General features: G+C 73.8%; 13 protein-coding genes. 3 read left to right on the top strand and 10 right to left on the bottom strand.

What is annotated here, in order from left to right:
- Positions 1-7 precede the first annotated feature (7 nt).
- Genes ACQ9ZG_RS26055 through ACQ9ZG_RS26045 form a run of 3 tightly spaced genes read right to left on the bottom strand, consistent with a single transcriptional unit; the run spans position 8 to position 4,236 of the window.
- Positions 8-868 carry a GNAT family N-acetyltransferase gene (locus ACQ9ZG_RS26055; protein ID WP_109915005.1) on the bottom strand — a complete coding sequence of 287 codons (861 nt, stop codon included), beginning with the start codon at positions 866-868 and terminating at the stop codon, positions 8-10.
- 53 nt (positions 869-921) lie between these two features.
- Complete coding sequence (locus tag ACQ9ZG_RS26050; protein ID WP_109915006.1) at positions 922-2,814, bottom strand: IucA/IucC family protein; 1,893 nt, start codon at positions 2,812-2,814, stop codon at positions 922-924.
- A gap of 27 nt (positions 2,815-2,841) precedes the next feature.
- Positions 2,842-4,236 (bottom strand): diaminobutyrate--2-oxoglutarate transaminase family protein, encoded by a 1,395-nt coding sequence (locus ACQ9ZG_RS26045; RefSeq protein WP_109915007.1) that lies wholly within the window; start codon positions 4,234-4,236, stop codon positions 2,842-2,844.
- A 356-nt stretch (positions 4,237-4,592) separates the two neighbouring features.
- Between ACQ9ZG_RS26045 and ACQ9ZG_RS26040 the strand changes: the two genes are divergently transcribed.
- Complete coding sequence (locus tag ACQ9ZG_RS26040) at positions 4,593-5,765, top strand: trypsin-like serine peptidase (protein ID WP_109915008.1); 1,173 nt, start codon at positions 4,593-4,595, stop codon at positions 5,763-5,765.
- A gap of 144 nt (positions 5,766-5,909) precedes the next feature.
- On the top strand, positions 5,910-6,362 hold the full coding sequence (locus ACQ9ZG_RS26035; RefSeq protein WP_028419057.1) for an ATP-binding protein: 453 nt from the start codon (positions 5,910-5,912) through the stop codon (positions 6,360-6,362).
- A 263-nt stretch (positions 6,363-6,625) separates the two neighbouring features.
- Here the strand turns inward: ACQ9ZG_RS26035 and hflX are convergent, their stop codons facing one another.
- From hflX to miaA, 6 genes are all read right to left on the bottom strand, one after another.
- A complete protein-coding gene (hflX, locus tag ACQ9ZG_RS26030) occupies positions 6,626-8,146 on the bottom strand; it encodes a GTPase HflX (protein WP_109915009.1) in 1,521 nt (506 codons plus the stop codon).
- Positions 8,147-8,332: 186 nt separating this feature from the next.
- A complete protein-coding gene (locus tag ACQ9ZG_RS26025; protein WP_109915010.1) occupies positions 8,333-9,790 on the bottom strand; it encodes a M1 family metallopeptidase in 1,458 nt (485 codons plus the stop codon).
- A gap of 218 nt (positions 9,791-10,008) precedes the next feature.
- A complete protein-coding gene (locus ACQ9ZG_RS26020; RefSeq protein WP_499281276.1) occupies positions 10,009-12,222 on the bottom strand; it encodes a RelA/SpoT family protein in 2,214 nt (737 codons plus the stop codon).
- A 190-nt stretch (positions 12,223-12,412) separates the two neighbouring features.
- On the bottom strand, positions 12,413-13,294 hold the full coding sequence (dapF, locus tag ACQ9ZG_RS26015; RefSeq protein WP_018488332.1) for a diaminopimelate epimerase: 882 nt from the start codon (positions 13,292-13,294) through the stop codon (positions 12,413-12,415).
- Between the two features lie 254 nt (positions 13,295-13,548).
- Entirely contained in the window at positions 13,549-14,007 is a 459-nt protein-coding gene (locus tag ACQ9ZG_RS26010; RefSeq protein ID WP_109917256.1) for a hypothetical protein, read from the bottom strand.
- A 107-nt stretch (positions 14,008-14,114) separates the two neighbouring features.
- Positions 14,115-15,053 (bottom strand): tRNA (adenosine(37)-N6)-dimethylallyltransferase MiaA, encoded by a 939-nt coding sequence (gene miaA, locus ACQ9ZG_RS26005; protein WP_109917255.1) that lies wholly within the window; start codon positions 15,051-15,053, stop codon positions 14,115-14,117.
- 170 nt (positions 15,054-15,223) lie between these two features.
- On the opposite strand from miaA, the gene ACQ9ZG_RS26000 reads away from it, so the two are divergent.
- The gene (locus ACQ9ZG_RS26000) at positions 15,224-15,487 is read left to right on the top strand and encodes an antitoxin (protein ID WP_018488338.1); all 264 of its coding nucleotides are present in this window, start codon (positions 15,224-15,226) and stop codon (positions 15,485-15,487) included.
- A gap of 64 nt (positions 15,488-15,551) precedes the next feature.
- Here the strand turns inward: ACQ9ZG_RS26000 and ACQ9ZG_RS25995 are convergent, their stop codons facing one another.
- On the bottom strand, positions 15,552-16,265 hold the full coding sequence (locus tag ACQ9ZG_RS25995) for a class III extradiol dioxygenase subunit B-like domain-containing protein (RefSeq protein WP_499281275.1): 714 nt from the start codon (positions 16,263-16,265) through the stop codon (positions 15,552-15,554).
- Positions 16,266-16,409 lie beyond the last annotated feature (144 nt).

The following is a 16,409-nucleotide window of genomic DNA, read 5'->3' as shown; positions in this document are numbered from 1 at the left end:
GCGATGTTCACAGGTGATCACGGTACGTTCGGTCGCGGATCATCAGGGCGGCACGTTTGTCGGGGAGGTCCGTCTCGGCGGAGAACCGGAATCCGGCGCTCAGGAAGGCCGCTACGGACGGCGTGTTCCGCAGGTCGGGCTCGGCCACGACCCTCCCGCTCCGGGGCAGGTTGTCCAGGGCGAGGTCGGCGACGGCGCGGATCAGGCTGGTGCCCAGGCCCTTCCCCCGGTGGTCCACGCCCCCGATGAGGAGGTGGATGCCGGTGTCGTGGAGGCGGGCGGGGTAGTGGCGGGCCAGCGGGTCCAGGTCGGCCCGGTAGATCTCCCAGTAGCTCATGGGCGTTCCGTCGAGCAGGCCGAGGCAGGGGATGGAGCGGCCGTCCCCTTCGAGCTGGGTCCGGATGTGGTCGGCGGTGACGGAGTCGGGCCCGGCCAGCTCCCAGAAGGCGGCGACGGCGGGGTCGTTCATCCAGCCGCTGATCAGGGCGAGGTCGCGCTCCAGGACCACCGGGACCAGGTGGAACGTCCCGGCCGGGGTGGTCGCTCCGGGCCAGGTGCCGGGGTCCGTGAGCAGCTCGCCGCAGGACGCGCTTCCGGTGGCCGCCGCCACCCGGCGCCGCTCCCGGCCGACGGGGGCGAGCAGCTCCTCGGTGAGCTTCAGGTCGAGGGTGTCCTCGGCGCCGGTGTCCGGCGCTGTGCCGGTGTACTCGGTGCCGGTGTCCGGCCCTGTGCCCGGCCCCGCGGCTCCGGGGCGGGGCTCCGGAGGCGGACCGGCCGGTTCCGGAGACGCGGCGGCGGGCTCCGGAGGTGCGTCGGCCGCTTCCGGAGGCTCCGTGTCGGATTCGGCGGGCGCGTCGGCGAAGGGCACAGGGGCACTCTCCTCTCTCGAGCGGGCGGCCGACGCGGTAGCGGCCGGCCCCTCTAGGCGTGCAGCGGGTTCGCGATGGAGACGTAGACGGACTGGGTGTCGACCGGTCCGACCAGCTCGTCGAGTCCGTGCAGCCTGGTCAGCAGGTTGGCCTTGCAGCGCAGTTGGCCGTGGTCCAGAAGATACGCGGGCAGTGGCGAGCCCAGTTCCGCCGCCTCGGTGAGGAACCGGCGCAGTACGGCGAGGAGTTCCGCCTCGTCCGCGAGCCGCTGGGCGCCGAACGCTCCGATCAGGCCGAGGACGTTGTTGATGCCCAGGTAGTAGGCGAACCGCTCGTCGGTGACCGGGTCGGAGACGAAGGTGTCGCTGACGGCGCCGATGCCCGGAAGCCGCCGTTCCAGCTCCTCGCGGCGGGAGTCGCGGAAGTAGTAGCCCTGGTTGTCGCGATAGCGGCCGCCGACCGGCCAGCCGTCCGGGTCGAGCAGGACCAGGGTGTTCTGCTGGTGGGCTTCGAGGGCGACCCCCGCGTGGGCGTCGAGCCAGAGGACGGGGCGCACGACCTTGTCCAGATAGCGGCGGAACCATTCGGCAGAGACCTCGGCTGCCGCGAGCCCGGTGCGGGCGGCCAGCGCGGTGACCGCCTCGGCCAGGCGGGAGCGCATCTCCGGCCTGCCGGGGCGGGGGCGCTGGGCGGTGAGCCCGGCGATGCAGACCGCGTCGTCGCCGGGCCCGAAGGGGTTCTGCCGGAGCATCACGTCGAGGCCGGTGACGGGGTCGCCCCCGGGGTCGTCGACGGCGAGCCAGGCGGGGTCGCGGACGATGTCGAATCCGGGATGCTCCCGTTGCCAGCTGTCGGCGAGGCCGGTGGAGAGGAGGCGGTGGACCTCGACGCCCCGGTGCAGCTCCTTGCGGAGGTTCTCCCGGCGGGAGTTGGTGATGCGGACGCCGAGGGAGAGCTTGAGCATGACGCGGGCGCCGGGGCGGTGCACGGTGCGGATGGACGAGGTGGGGTGCCAGGGCTCGCCGTACGGACCGAGGTCGTGCAGCAGGCCGGACTCCCGGAGGGCGGCGACCTGGGGGCGGCCCAGCAGGTCGGCGGCCTGCCAGGGGTGGAGCGGTACGGCGGCGGTGCCGGGCGGCAGGCGCAGTCCCTCGCGGTGCGGGGCGAGCAGTTCCTCGGCGGATGCCGGACCGCCGTCGGTCCAGGCGGAATCGGTGGCGGTGAGGGAGCGGTCGACGGCGAACCAGTGGAGCGGGAAGGAGCCGTGCAGCTCGGGTGAGTAGCGCCGGGCCTCCGCCTCGGAGAGCCCTTCGCGGCTCTTGGGGGTGGGGTGGAGGGGGTGGCCGAGGAGGAGGGACTGCTCGGCGGTGAGGAAGAGGTCGGTGTCGGCCGGTTCCGCGGGGTGGCGGCGCCGCTCCTCGACGAACCCGGCGGTGTGGCGTACGGAGTCGGCGACCCGGGCGACCAGGTCGGCGGAGCCGTTGCGGTCGGCCTCCCGGCCGATGAGGACGGCGACGGTGACGGCGTCGGCCGGCGGGGCCTTCTCGGGGGCGCCCTCCAGGACCGGGGGGCCGAAGCGGTGGGCTCCGGTGGCCGACCAGTAGGCGACGGGGACGAGGAGCGCGGTGCCGGTGGCGGGGAAGGCGACGCGCAGGGTGTCGCCCTCGGGGCGGGGCAGGTCGTTCTCCCTGGTCCAGCACCGCAGCAGGCTCTCGGTCCCGGCGGCGTCGGCGGCCCGCAGCGGATTGGGGTGGTCCAGGGGGTCGTCGCCGTACGGGAGTTCACCGCCGGGGAGCACCGGGGCGGTCAAGTCGCCTTCGCACAACGCTTTCTGACGGGGCACGGTCGTCGTCGCCTCGACCGTGCCGGGGGCGGCCGGTCCGTCCTGCCCTCGGTGCTGGGGGGTCCCGGGGCCGTCGGCCTCGGGCGCGGGGGTGGGGTTCACGGCGGTCTTCCTTGTGGTTCGCGGGAATCAGGAGGTCAGCGCGGCGGTGGCCCGGCGGTGCGGTGAACGCTCCGCGGCCGCCAGCGCGTCGGCCAGCCGGTCGACGACGGCGCTCGCCTGCTCGTCGGTGAGGATGAGCGGGGGCAGCAGGCGGACCACGGCGCTGTGCCGGCCGCCCAGTTCGACGATGAGACCGCGGTCCAGGCACTCCTGCTGGACGGCGCGGGCGAGGACCGGGTCCGGCGGCGGGGCCGGTGCGGGGTCGTCGGCCTCGGCCCGCAGGGGCGCGGCTTCGGGGTCCACCAGCTCCAGGCCGATCATCAGTCCGCGCCCCCGTACGTCGCCGATCCCCGGGTGGTCCGCCCGCAACGTCCGCAGGCTGTCGAGCATCCGGGCCCCCAAGGCCGCCGCCCGGTCCGCCAGCCCGTTCTCCCGGACGTACGCGAGGGTGGCCGCGCCCGCCGCCATGGCGAGCTGGTTGCCACGAAACGTACCCGCGTGGGCGCCCGGCTGCCAGAGGTCCAGCTCAGAGCGGTAGACGATGACCGCGAGCGGGAGGGAGCCGCCGATCGCCTTGGAGAGGACCATGACGTCCGGGACGATCCCGCTGTGCTCGACGGCCCAGAAGGCGCCGGTCCGGCCGACGCCGGTCTGGACCTCGTCGGCGATGAGCGGGATGGACCGGGCGCGGGTGATCTCCCGCATCCTGCGGAGCCAGGCGTCCGGGGCGGGGTTGACGCCGCCCTCGCCCTGGACCGGCTCCACGATCATCCCCGCCGGGGCGGGGACGCCGCCCTTCCCGTCGTCGAGCAGATGCTCCGTCCACCGGGCGGCGAGGGCGGCACCGCGCTCGCCGCCGACGCCGAACGGGCAGCGGTAGTCCTGCGGGAAGGGCAGCCGGGTCACCTTCACGTCCCGGGCGCCGCCGGAGGCCTCCAGCGCCCCGGCCGTCATGCCGTGGTACGCGCCGGTGAAGGTCAGCAGGCCCTCGCGCCCGGTCGCGGCGCGGACCAGTTTGAACGCGGCCTCGACCGCGTCCGTACCGGCGGGGCCGCAGAACTGGATCCGGGCGTTCTCCGCGAACTCGGGCGGCAGGGTGGCGAACAGCTCGGTGGTGAAGGCGTCCTTGACCGGGGTGGCGAGGTCGAGCACATGCAGGGGGGCGCCGGAGTCGATGACCTTCCGGATGGCTTCGAGGACGACCGGGTGGTTGTGGCCGAGCGCCAGGGTGCCCGCGCCCGAGAGACAGTCCAGATACCGCCGTCCGTCCGCGCCCTCGATGGTGAGCCCGCGCGCCCGGACCGGGACGATCGGCAGGGACCGCGCATAGGTGCGGGCGGCCGACTCGCGCAGCGACTGGCGGCGGAGGATGCCCTCGTGCACGGGGGGCGGGGCCACCGGAGCGGGTTCGGTCACGGACACGGCTCTTGATCCTCCTGCGGTAACAGTTGCGTTGCACGTCGGTACGGATGCGTGCGGACGGAGTGCGGGGGTGAACGCTGTCCTGGTGTCCCCCGTACGTACCAACGACGCCGACCTCAAGGGATCACGGGTACACCGGAACGTCCTTGGCGAGCGGAACCGCGGACCTGCCGCGGACCGTCCCCATCGGCACCGGCATAGTGGGGGGCCGCACCGGGCGCCGGAAGCACCTGCTCCGCGGCCCGGAGTGTCCGAAAAGCAGCACGGAGTACCGAGTGACGAAGTCCCAGGGGGATCACGACATGCGAACCGTTCGCCCGACCGATACCGCGCGCCGCGGCAGGCGTGTGCGCCGGATGCCCTCCGGTGTGCTCGCCGCCACGGCGGTCGCCGCCGTCCTGGCGCTCACCGCCACCGCCTGCGGTCCGGAGGAGGACAACGCGGGCGGTACGACGCCCAGCGCCTCGGCCGATCCGTCGTCCGACGGCAAGATCGCCATCCCGGACGACCTGAAGAACCGGCTCAAGGAGCACGGGATCGACCCGGACAAGTGGCGGGACGGCGAGTGGAAGAACTGGGACAAGGACAAGTGGCTGCGTGAGGCCAAGGACTTCGTCAACCCGATCATCGAGGACCTCTGGGACCCGGACCGGATGCGGGAGGCCGAGACGCCCCCGGAGGCCCCGGTCGACAACGACATCTCCGGTGACGACGGCGTGACGGACCCGACGCCCGCCCCGGTGCGGGCGGCCGGGGTCGCGACGCCGTACCACAACGACGCGCCGGAGTCCGGGAAGCTGCTCTTCGACGGTCCCCAGGGCTCGATGGTCTGCTCCGCGACCGTGGTGAAGGACCCGGCCAACCCGGGCAAGTCCAACATGGTGTGGACCGCCGGGCACTGTGTGCACGCGGGCAAGAAGGGCGGCTGGTACCGCAACATCGCCTTCGTCCCGTCGTACAACAACGACGGCCTCTCGCTGGCGGAGCTGGAGACCGCGCCCAAGGAGAAGATCGCCCCCTACGGCGTGTGGTGGGGCCGGTGGGCCCAGACCTCCGAGCAGTGGATCACCGAGGGCGCGGCGACCGGCGGGCAGGGCGCCCCGTACGACTTCGCGGTGCTGCACGTGACGCCGGAGAAGGGCTCGACGGGCAAGTCGCTGGAGGAGACGGTCGGCTCGGCGCTGCCGGTCGAGTTCAACGCTCCGGCCGTCGCGCAGATCCCGGACATGACGGCCACCGGCTACCCGGCCGCGCCGCCGTTCGACGGGCAGCAGCTGCTCCAGTGCAAGGACAAGCCGGGCCGGCTGTCGGTCCGCCGGGACGAGCCGACGATGTACCGCATCGGCTGCACGATGACCGGTGGTTCCTCCGGCGGCGGCTGGGTCGCGGCCGGGTCGGACGGCAAGCCCGCCCTGGTCTCGAACACCTCGATCGGCCCGGTCTCGGCGGGCTGGCTGGCCGGTCCCCGGCTGGGCAAGGAGGCCGAGGGCGTCTACCGCGCGGTCAGCGAGAAGTACGCCGGCCAGTAGGGCTCTCCCGCCCGGCCGTCCCACCGGACACCGTCCGACCGAACACCGTTCCGCCGCCCGGCGGGACGGTGTTCGGCGTTCCGGCGGGTAGACGGAAGGCGACCGGGCACGCGTTCCGTGCGGTCACGACGGAGAGGCAGGGTGATGACCGATTCCACGATGAGGGCGGTGGGCTGGGCGCAGTCCTTCCCCATTTCCCAAGGGGTACGGGCGGGACGGCACTGGGCGCGCGAGCACCTCGCATCCCTGGAGTGGGCCGAGCGCTCGCCCGACACGGTGGACTCGGTGCTCATCGCCGTCTCCGAGCTGATCACCAACGCGCACCGGCACGCCCGCAGCGACGCCCAGCTCGTGCTGACCTGGGACAGCGCATGCCTGCACGTCAGCGTCCACGACTCCAGTCCGCAGCCGCCCACACCACGGGACGCCGACCCCGGGGCGCTCGGCGGCCGGGGCATGGCCATCGTCGACGCGCTGGCCGACAGCTGGCACCACCATCCGCAGCGCGAGGGCAAGACCGTGACCGCGTGCTTCGTCCCCCCGGGGTACGGGGAGGATGACGCGGCCGACGGTTCCGGTGCGGCGGAGCGGGTGTGAACGCGGCGGCGGGACGGCGGGGGCGGGGGCCGGAGTGAACAACGGTCGTGCGGCGGTACGGCGGGGGCGGGAGTGAGCGACGGTCGGACGGCGGGACGGCGGTGGGGGAAGCCGACGGTACGAGGGCGAGTCCGGGACCGGTCCCGGAGCGGGCTCGGCGGCACCGGAGCGGGCGGGAACGCGAGAACGCCCGGCCAGGGGGCTTCCCGGTCGGGCGTCCTCGTCGCGGCCTGGCCGCCGTACGGCGATCAGGGCGCGGGTGATCAGTGTGCGGTGGGGACGAACGTCCCCAGCTCCGCCGCCAGTTCCTCGTGGACCTGGGCCTTGAGCAGGGTGCCCTCGGGGGTGTGCTCCTCGGAGAGGACCTCGCCCTCGGCGTGCACCCGGGAGACCAGGGCCCCCTGGATGTACGGCACGAGCACCTCGATCTCGACGGACGGGCGCGGCAGCTCGGCGTCGATGAGCGCGAGCAGCTCGTCGATGCCCTCGCCGGTCCGGGCCGAGACCGCGATCGCGTACTTCTCGTTGCGCAGGAGCCGCTGGAGGACCAGCGGGTCCGCCGCGTCCGCCTTGTTGATCACGACGATCTCGCGCACGTTCACCGCGCCGACGTCCCGGATCACCTCGCGGACCGCGGCGAGCTGCTCCTCCGGCACCGGGTGCGAGCCGTCCACCACGTGCAGGATGAGATCGGACTCCCCGACCTCCTCCATGGTGGAGCGGAACGCCTCGACCAGGTGGTGCGGCAGATGCCGGACGAACCCGACGGTGTCGGCCAGGGTGTAGATGCGGCCGCTCGGGGTCTCGGCCCGGCGCACGGTCGGGTCCAGGGTGGCGAACAGGGCGTTCTCCACCAGGACACCGGCGCCGGTGAGGCGGTTGAGCAGTGAGGACTTGCCCGCGTTGGTGTAGCCCGCGATGGCGACAGAGGGCACCTTGTTGCGCTTGCGCTCCTGCCGCTTGATCTCGCGGCCGGTCTTCATCTCCGCGATCTCCCGGCGCATCTTCGCCATCTTCTCGCGGATCCGCCGCCGGTCCGTCTCGATCTTGGTCTCACCGGGACCACGGGTGGCCATGCCGCCACCGCCGCTGGAACCGCCGCCGCCCATCTGACGGGAGAGCGACTGACCCCAGCCGCGCAGCCGCGGCAGCATGTACTGCATCTGCGCCAGGGAGACCTGCGCCTTGCCCTCCCGGGACTTGGCGTGCTGGGCGAAGATGTCGAGGATGAGGGCGGTGCGGTCGACCACCTTCACCTTGACGACGTCTTCCAGGTGGATCAGCTGGCCGGGGCTCAGCTCACCGTCGCAGACGACGGTGTCGGCACCGGATTCGAGGACGATGTCCCGCAGCTCCAGCGCCTTTCCGGAACCGATGTAGGTCGCCGGGTCGGGCTTGTCGCGCCGCTGGTACACCGCGTCCAGCACCTGGGCGCCGGCCGTCTCGGCGAGCGCGGCCAGCTCCGCGAGGGAGATCTCCGCGTCCCGCACCGTCCCCGAGGTCCAGACACCGACCAGCACGACGCGCTCCAGGCGCAGCTGTCGGTACTCGACCTCGGTGACGTCCTCGAGCTCCGTGGAGAGACCGGCGACGCGCCGCAGCGCGGCCCGCTCGGAGCGGTCCAGCTGCTCGCCGTCGCGCGCTCCGTCGATCTCCTGGCTCCAGGCGACGTCCTCTTCCATCAGGGCGTCGGCCCGAAGGCCCTCGGTGAGGCTCCCGGGGGTGCTGTCCGTGGCGCTCCGCGCGTTCTGCGCGTCCTGGGGAAGGGAAGAAGAGGAGGTCATTGGATCCTTACGTCGATAGAAGTCTTTACGCCAGTCACAACGTGTGATCTTTCCGGATGATTCCCGATCACCACCGCCGGGCGCTCCCGAGCGGTCCGCCGTACCGACCTGTCGATAGTGGCACGGCCCCACGGGGCCCGTCACCGGGGTTTTCCCCCACGGTCACGGCCCGGGTCTCCCCCGCCGTCACGGGGTGGCGGCGGGCTGGGCCGCCCGCCAGTCCGGGTGACCGGGCATGGGCGGGGTCTTCGCCCCGTACAGCCATCCCTCGAAGAAGGCCGTGAGGTCCCGGCCGGCGATGCCGGAGGCGAGCCGGGTGAAGTCCTCGGTGGTCGCCGTGGAGTCCCGGTGGACGCGGACCCACGCACGCTGGAGCCGGTCGAAGGCGGCCGCGCCGATCTCCTGGCGCAGGGCGTAGAGGATCAGGGCGCTGCCGTCGTAGACGACCGGGCGGAAGAGGCTCAGCTTCTCGCCCTCGGCCGGGGCGTCCGGGCGCGCCGGAGGGCCGCCGTCCGCCCGCCAGCCGTCGGACAGCTTGTACGCCTCGCGCATCCGCCGCTCCAGGGTGACGCCACCGCTCTCCTCGGCGTGCAGGGCCTCGTACCAGGTGGCGTGTCCCTCGTTGAGCCAGAGGTCGGACCAGGTGGCGGGCGAGACGCTGTTGCCGAACCACTGGTGGGCCAGCTCGTGGACCATCACGGAGTCGACGTACCACTCGGGGTAGGCGGGCTCCGTGAAGAAGGACTTACCGAAGAGCGAGAGCGTCTGGGTCTCCAGGGCGAAGCCGATGCGGCTGTCCGCGACGAGGACTCCGTACGACTCGAAGGGATAGCGGCCGACCCGCCGCTCCATCCACTCCAGCTGGGCCGGGGTCTTCTTCAGCCAGGGCTCCATCGTCGCGCGGTCGGCGGCCGGGACGACGTCGCGCAGCGGCAGCCCGTGGGGGCCGGTGTGGTGGTGGACGTGGGAGCGGCCGATGGAGACCTGGGCCAGTTCGGTGGCCATGGGGTGCTCGGTGCGGTACGTCCAGGTGGTGGTCGGGCCGTTGCGGGTGTGGCCGGCGGGCAGCCCGTTGGCGACGGCCGTGAGGTCCTCGGGGGCGGTGATGCGGAAGGTGAAGTGCGCCTTGTCCGAGGGGTGGTCGTTGCCGGGGAAGACCCGGTGGGCCGCGTCGGCCTGGTTGGCCATGGCGAGGCCGTCGGCGGTACGGATCCAGCCGCCGTTGCCCGCCGTCCCGGCCGGGTCGCTGGTGTGCCGGACGGTGATGTCGAGCGGGACGCCCGCGGGGAGGCGGCGGGGGGCCTGGATGACCAGGTCCTCGTTCTTGCTCCCGAAGTCTGCGGCCCGCCCGTTGACCTCGACGCCCTGGACGGTGCCGCGGGCGAAGTCGAGGTTGATCCGGTCCAGCGGCGCGGTGGTGCGGGCCGCGATCTTGGTGACGGCGTCCAGGGGCTTGGTGTTGCTGCCGTGGTAGGTGAGGGCGATGTCGTAGGCGAGGACGTCGTAGCCGGGGTTGCCCAGTTCGGGGAAGAGCCGGTCACCGATGCCCAGCGGCTCGGGGTCGGGCAGGGCGGCAGCGGCGACGAGGGTGAGCGACGCGGTGGCCAGCAGGGCGGCGCGCAGGCGGCGGGAGAGGTGCGGCATGGACTACCGCTATCAGCGCGGGGCGCGCTCCCGGCGGCGCCGCGCGCCGCACCACCCGAACGGGGCGGGCCCGGGACCGCTGCGGCGACGGATCCCGGCTGGTGGGCGGTGCGTACGGCAGCCGGGCCGCCGTGGTCGGCGGTGGCCCGACGGACGGACCGCGGGTGGCCCGGGCGCCGGTGGTCCGCCCCGGCCCGCCGGGGCCCGGGGGGGGTGGGTCAGCCGGTGGCGGCCGGGTGGTGGGCGCGGCTGACGTCGTAGACCCCGGCGACCTCGCGCATGGCCCGCATCAGCGCGGGCAGCCCGGCGGCGTCGGGGAGCTGGAGGGTGTAGGTGTGCCGGACCCGCTGCTCGCTGGGCGGTTCGACGGTGGCGGCGACGATGGCGGCTTCGGCCGTGGCGATCGCCTCGGTGAGGTCGGCGAGCAGCCGGGGCCGCCCGAAGGACTCCGCGACGAGGGTGACCCGGCAGCCCGCCGGGTCGTTCCCGCCGTCCTCGTCGCGCCACCGGGCCGCGACGGGGGCGCGGCCGATCTCCCGCATCCGGGCCACGGCGGGGCACTCCTGGCGGTGCACGGTGACGGCGCCGCCCCGGATCACGATGCCGACCACCTCGTCCGGGGGCACCGGCGTACAGCAGCCCGCCAGGCGGGTGGGGCTGTCGGTGCCGTCGACGACGACACCCGCGGCGCTCCCGCCGGACCGGGTACGGGCAGGCGCGGCGGGCTGCGGGCCGCCGGAATCCGGGGCCGTACGGTCCTCGGGGCCGCCCGCTGCACCGGCTGCCGCAACCGGGACCGGGCGGCCGGAGTCCACGCCTTCGGGTCCGGAGGCCCCGGCGTCCCCGGTCTCCGTTACGGCCGCTTCCGGGTGGGCGGTGAGCCAGCCGGTGATCGCGATGCGGGCGGCGGGGGTGCGGGCGTGGTCGAGCCACTCGGGGGACGGGCCGGAGGCGGTGTCCTGGGCGAGCAGCAGCTGCACGGTGTCGCCGTCGCTGAGGACGGTGCTCAGGGTGGCCAGGCGGCCGTTGACCCGGGCCCCGATACAGGCGTGGGCCCGCTCCCCGTGCTGCGCGTAGGCGGCGTCGACGCAGCTGGCCCCGGCGGGCAGGCCCAGGGTGCGGCCGTCGGTGCGGAAGACGGTGATCTCGCGGTCCTGGGCGAGGTCGGCGCGGAGCGTGGTCCAGAAGGTGTCCGGGTCGGTGGCGGACTCCTGCCAGTCCAGCAGCCGGGAGAGCCAGCCGGGCCGGGTCGGGTCGGCGCGCTCGTCGGACGGCTCGGTCTGCGGGGCGGCGAGTCCCTGGGCGTACGGGTTGCCCAGGGCGACGACGCCCGCCTCCGCGACCTTGTGCATCCGGTGCGTACGGATGAGGACTTCGGCCACCGCGCCCCCGGGGCCGACGACTGCGGTGTGCAGTGACTGGTACAGGTTGAACTTGGGCGCGGCGATGAAGTCCTTGAACTCGGAGATCACCGGGGTGAAGCAGGTGTGCAGCTCACCGAGGACGGCGTAGCAGTCGGCGTCCTCCCCGACCAGGACGAGCAGCCGCCCGAAGTCGGTGGGGCGCAGCTCACCGCGCTTGCGGCGGACCCGGTGGACGGAGACGAAGTGGCGCGGCCTGATGAGGACTTCGGCGGTGATGCCCGCTTCCCGCAGGGTCGTCCGTACGTTGCCGGCGATGGCGGACAGGGGGTCCTCGCCGCCCGTCGCACCGGCCATGAGGGCGCGGGTCTCCTCGTACCCCTCGGGGTCCAGGATGGCGAAGACCAGGTCCTCCAGCTCGGTCTTGAGCGCCTGGACGCCGAGACGTTCCGCCAGCGGGATGAGGACGTCCCGGGTGACCTTGGCGATCCGGGCCTGCTTCTCGGGGCGCATCACGGTGAGGGTGCGCATGTTGTGCAGCCGGTCGGCCAGTTTGATGGACATGACCCGAACGTCGTTGCCGGTGGCGACGAGCATCTTGCGGAAGGTCTCGGGCTCGGCGGCGGCTCCGTAGTCGACCTTCTCCAGCTTGGTGACGCCGTCGACGAGGTAGCGGACCTCCTCGCCGAACTGCTCCCCCACCTGATCGAGCGTCACCTCGGTGTCCTCGACGGTGTCGTGGAGGAGGGAGGCGGTCAGGGTGGTGGTTTCGGCGCCCAGCTCCGCGAGGATCAGGGTGACGGCCAGCGGGTGCGTGATGTAGGGCTCGCCGCTCTTGCGCATCTGGCCCCGGTGCGAGGACTCCGCGAGGACGTAGGCGCGGTGCAGGATGGCGAGGTCGGCGTCGGGGTGGTGGGCCCGGTGCGCCTCCGCGACATGGCTGATGGCGGCGGGCAGCCGGTCGCGGCCGACCGGGCCGAGCAGCGCCACCCGGCCCAGTCTGCGCAGATCGATCCTGGGCCGGCTCCGCCTGCGGGGCACAGCGGCGGGGTCGGCGGCCTCTGCACTCATGGGGGGCACCTCCGGCAACGTCGACCGGCGGTGGGGAGGGGCGGATGCCGCTCCGGGCCGGTGCTTGATGCTATCGACCCCACCACGTGGCGCAGTCCGGCTCTCGCCCAGCGTGAAACGGATCACCCATTCGAGCGAAGCCCGGACCGATCACCGTTTCGATCCGGGAGCCCCGGGGTGTGCCCTCCGGTCAGCCGGTGGCCGTTTCCAGCCAGGCCGGGTCGATGGTGCCCTCGGCGACGATCACGGCGGCGCCGGTCATGTCGACCGAACCGTCCGGGTGCTCGGTGATGGTCAGGGTGCCGCCGGGGAGGTCCACCCGGTACGTCGCGGGGAGACCGGTCACCGCGGGGTCCGTGCCGTCCCGGCGGGCGGTGGCGACGGCGACCGCGCAGGCGCCGGTGCCGCAGGAGCGGGTCTCGCCGGAGCCGCGCTCGTGGACGCGCATGGCGACGTGGCGCGGGCCCCGGTCGACGACGAACTCGACGTTGACGCCCTCCGGGTAGACCGCGGCGGGGCTGACCGGGGGCGCGGCGAGCAGGTCGCCCGCGTGGGCCAGGTCGTCGACGAAGGCGACCGCGTGCGGGTTGCCCATGTTGACGTTGCGGGAGGGCCAGCTGCGCTCCCCGACGGCGACCGTGGCGCTCTCCTCGGGGAGCAGGGCGCGCCCCATGGAGACGGTGATGTCGCCGTCCTTGGCGATGTGCACCTGCTTGATGCCGCCCCGGGTGGCGACGGCCAGGCCGCCCTGCTCGACGAGGCCCTCACGCTGGAGGTAGTGGGCGAAGACGCGCACGCCGTTGCCGCACATCTCGGCGATGGAGCCGTCCGCGTTGCGGTAGTCCATGAACCACTCGGCCTCGGCGGCCATGTCCCGGGCCTCGGGGTGGGCGGCGGAGCGGACCACGTGCAGCACCCCGTCGGCGCCGATGCCGGCCCGGCGGTCGCAGATCCGCGCGACGACGGGGGCGGGCAGCGCGAGGGCGTTGTCCGGGTCGGGGACGATCACGAAGTCGTTCTCGGTGCCGTGACCCTTGAGGAAACTGATCCGCGAAGTGCTCGAAGTGCTCACAGGGCAACTGTACGAGCCGCCCCCGGCACTCCGCGAGGCCGGACCCGCCGGGCAGGGATCCGGGCAGGGATCCGGGCGTGCGCCCCGGGGACGTCCCGGGCGGTCTCCAGGGCCGCCGGGGCCCCGGTACGGGCCGGGCCGACGCCCTCCGAGCAGGACCCCCGGGCGAAGCCGGGTGGACACCCCGGAGCAGCACCGTGCGAGCGTCCCGGCCGAGGGCGGGCGAGGGCTCCGGGACGGTGGCCCGAGGGCCGTCAGCGCAGCCGGGCCACGCGCCAGATGGCGAGGGCGACCAGCCCGGCGCCCACGGCCACGTACAGCGCGATCACCCGCCAGTCGGGACGCTCACCGGAGTTCCGGGCGGGCAGGCCGGGCCAGGTGTGGCCGACGCGGCGGGCCGCCATCATGCCCCAGCCGGCCGCGCAGCAGCTGATCAGCAGTCCCAGCATGGCGACCACCGCACCGCCGTCACCGAACTCGAAGGCGAGCGGGAAGGCGAACATCAGGGAGCCGACGGCGGCCAGCATGACGATGGGCGCGAGCTGCCAGATGCGCAGTCTGCGGGCGGGCCGCAGCTCGACCTCGACCTCGGGGACCACATCCTGCTCGTCCGGGCCATCGGGCCCGTCGGGACCGTCAGGGCTCAGCCGCCCCGCGAGCAGCCGCGGCGGCGGTACGTCGTGCTGCTCCGTGTCGCGAGGGCCGGCCTCCATCGCCACGCGCCCTCCCAACTCGGACTGCACTGGTGGATCGATGCTCGATGATGGCACGATCACGGGTGCCGAATTGACGGCCGGAGCGTCCCGATGCCATCACGTGATCAGGCTGTGACCGCTCGTTCGATCAACGTCAGCGCCCGGTGCGGGAGTTCTTCCCGGTCACGGTGTCCGGCGCCGAGCCACCGCACCCGCGGGTCGCGGCGGAACCAGGAGTCCTGCCGGCGCGCGAAGCGCTTGGTGGCGCGTACGGTCTCGGCCCGCGCCTCCTGCTCGGTGCACTCCCCCGCGAGCGCCGCCAGGATCTGCTGGTAGCCCAGGGCGCGTGAGGCGGTGAGGCCCTCGCGGAGTCCGGCCGCCTCCAGGGCGCGTACCTCGTCGACGAGGCCCGCCTCCCACATGCGGTCGACGCGCAGGGCGATGCGCTCGTCCAGTTCGGGGCGCTCCACGTCGACACCGAGCTGGACGGCCTCGTAGACGGGCTTCTCGCCGGGGAGGTTGGCGGTGAAGGGCTTGCCGGTGATCTCGATGACCTCCAGGGCGCGGACGATCCGGCGGCCGTTGCTCGCGAGGATGGACCGGGCGGCGTCGGGGTCGGCCGCGGCGAGCCGCTGGTGCAGGAAGCCGGAGCCGCGCTCGGCCAGCTCCCCCTCCAGCCGGGCGCGCACCCCGGGGTCCGTACCGGGGAACTCCAGGGCGTCGATGGCGCCCTTCACGTACAGCCCGGAGCCGCCGACCAGGATCGGCGTACGGCCTTCGGCGAGCAGCCGGTCGATCTCCAGCCGGGCCAGGCGCTGGTACTCGGCGACGCTGGCGGCCTCGGTGATGTCCCAGATGTCCAGCAGACGGTGCGGGACGCCCGCGCGCTCGGCGGGGGTCATCTTCGCCGTGCCGATGTCCATCCCGCGGTAGAGCTGCATGGAGTCGGCGTTGATCACCTCGCCGCCGAGCTCCCGGGCGAGGAAGACCCCCAGATCGGACTTTCCGGCCGCGGTGGGGCCGACGACGGTGATGACGCGAGGGGCTGAAGCGGGACGGTTCACCGGAACAGTCTCCCAAACCCCGGGGGTGCCGGCGCACGCTCCGGGGTCCCGGGGAGCCGTCAGGGAAACGCTAAAGGGCGAGTAAAGTCGGCAGGAAAGGGCAGGTGACGGACAATGGGGGCGGGAGAACGCTCCCGTCAGACCGTCCTCACTGCACGGAAGGTGACCCAATGGGGCTCCTGGACAACCTCAAGGCCAAGCTGGGACCGGCCAAGGACAAGGTCGGCGACCTCGCGCAGCAGCACGGGGGCAAGATCGGGCAGGGCCTCGACAAGGCCGCGCGCACGGTCGACGAGAAGACCAAGGGCAAGTACAGCGACAAGATCGACTCGGGTACGCGCAAGGCCAAGGAGGCCGTGGACAAGCTGGGCAACAAGGACGGCGGCACGCCCGGCGGCACCCCTGGTGCCACCCCGCCCCCGCCCGCTTCCTGACCCGATCGGCCGTACGGCATCCCGATGGCGGCACCGGAGCGCTCCGGTGCCGCCATCGGCGCGTTCAGGACCAGGCGGCGACGGTGTAGCCGACCCCGTAGGGCGCGTCCTCGTACAGCAGCCGCCCGCCGAGGCCCGCGCCCCGTGCGGCGCCGCTGAGGAGCTGCCAGGGGGCCCGGCCGGCCGCCTTGAGGTCGTATGCGAGGGTCTCGTCCACCGCGTCGAGCGCGGCGAGGTCCGCCGCGCCCAGCGCCTCGGTGACCCGGGCGTCGAAGGCCTCGGCCCGCTCGTCCAGATAGCCGGGCGCCTTGACCGTGCGGCAGGCGCTGCCGTCACCCATCACCAGGAGCGCGACGCGGCCGGCGCGGGCGGCCAGTTCCCGCCCGGCCCGGGCACACTTCTCAGCGGGGGCGCGCCTGTCGACCGCGAGCGCCTCGACCGGTGCGCCCGTCCAGCGGGCGCGCTCCAGCAGCCAGGCGCCGACGGCGAGCGAGTCCGGCAGCCGGGGCCCCGGAACGGCCGGGTCCGGCGCGCCCAGGGTCACGTCGAGGGGGACGCCGAAGCCGCGGAAGGAGCCGCGCGCGCCTGCCGGATACGCACCGGCGGCCGAGCCGTCCCCCGGCCCCACGACCACGAGCAGGTCGGGGCGGGAGGCGGCGAGCACCCCCACGGCGTCGAGGCACGCGGCCCGCGCGGGGTCGAGCTCGGGCGCGGCCCCGGCGGCGACCTCGGGCACCAGGAGCGGCGGACAGGGGCAGACGGCAGCGGCGACAAGCATGCCGGTCAGCGTACTGGGCAGGGGGAACGGCCCGCCGTGCCCCCGCACCGGGGCGACGGCGGTCGCTCCCCGCCCCGTCGCCCCCGGAGGGGCGCGCGGTGCTCGTCGCCGGGCGCCCCTCCGGGGCTCCGCCGCCCCGTACCG

The organism is Streptomyces araujoniae, from assembly GCF_050871195.1.
In the GTDB taxonomy this organism is placed as follows: domain Bacteria; phylum Actinomycetota; class Actinomycetes; order Streptomycetales; family Streptomycetaceae; genus Streptomyces; species Streptomyces bacillaris.
The sequence above is the reverse complement of the archived record's forward strand: the minus strand, read 5'-3'. Positions and strand labels throughout refer to the sequence as shown.

What these genes read in the sequence shown, in the direction of transcription:
- ACQ9ZG_RS26000 (WP_018488338.1), top strand. Translation starts at nt 15,224, where the DNA reads ATGGGGCTCCTGGACAACCTCAAGGCCAAGCTGGGACCGGCCAAGGAC.
- ACQ9ZG_RS26025 (WP_109915010.1), bottom strand. Translation starts at nt 9,790, where the DNA reads ATGCCGCACCTCTCCCGCCGCCTGCGCGCCGCCCTGCTGGCCACCGCG.
- ACQ9ZG_RS26040 (WP_109915008.1), top strand. Translation starts at nt 4,593, where the DNA reads ATGCCCTCCGGTGTGCTCGCCGCCACGGCGGTCGCCGCCGTCCTGGCG.
- ACQ9ZG_RS26035 (WP_028419057.1), top strand. Translation starts at nt 5,910, where the DNA reads ATGACCGATTCCACGATGAGGGCGGTGGGCTGGGCGCAGTCCTTCCCC.
- hflX (WP_109915009.1), bottom strand. Translation starts at nt 8,146, where the DNA reads ATGACCTCCTCTTCTTCCCTTCCCCAGGACGCGCAGAACGCGCGGAGC.
- ACQ9ZG_RS26010 (WP_109917256.1), bottom strand. Translation starts at nt 14,007, where the DNA reads ATGGAGGCCGGCCCTCGCGACACGGAGCAGCACGACGTACCGCCGCCG.
- ACQ9ZG_RS25995 (WP_499281275.1), bottom strand. Translation starts at nt 16,265, where the DNA reads ATGCTTGTCGCCGCTGCCGTCTGCCCCTGTCCGCCGCTCCTGGTGCCC.
- ACQ9ZG_RS26020 (WP_499281276.1), bottom strand. Translation starts at nt 12,222, where the DNA reads ATGAGTGCAGAGGCCGCCGACCCCGCCGCTGTGCCCCGCAGGCGGAGC.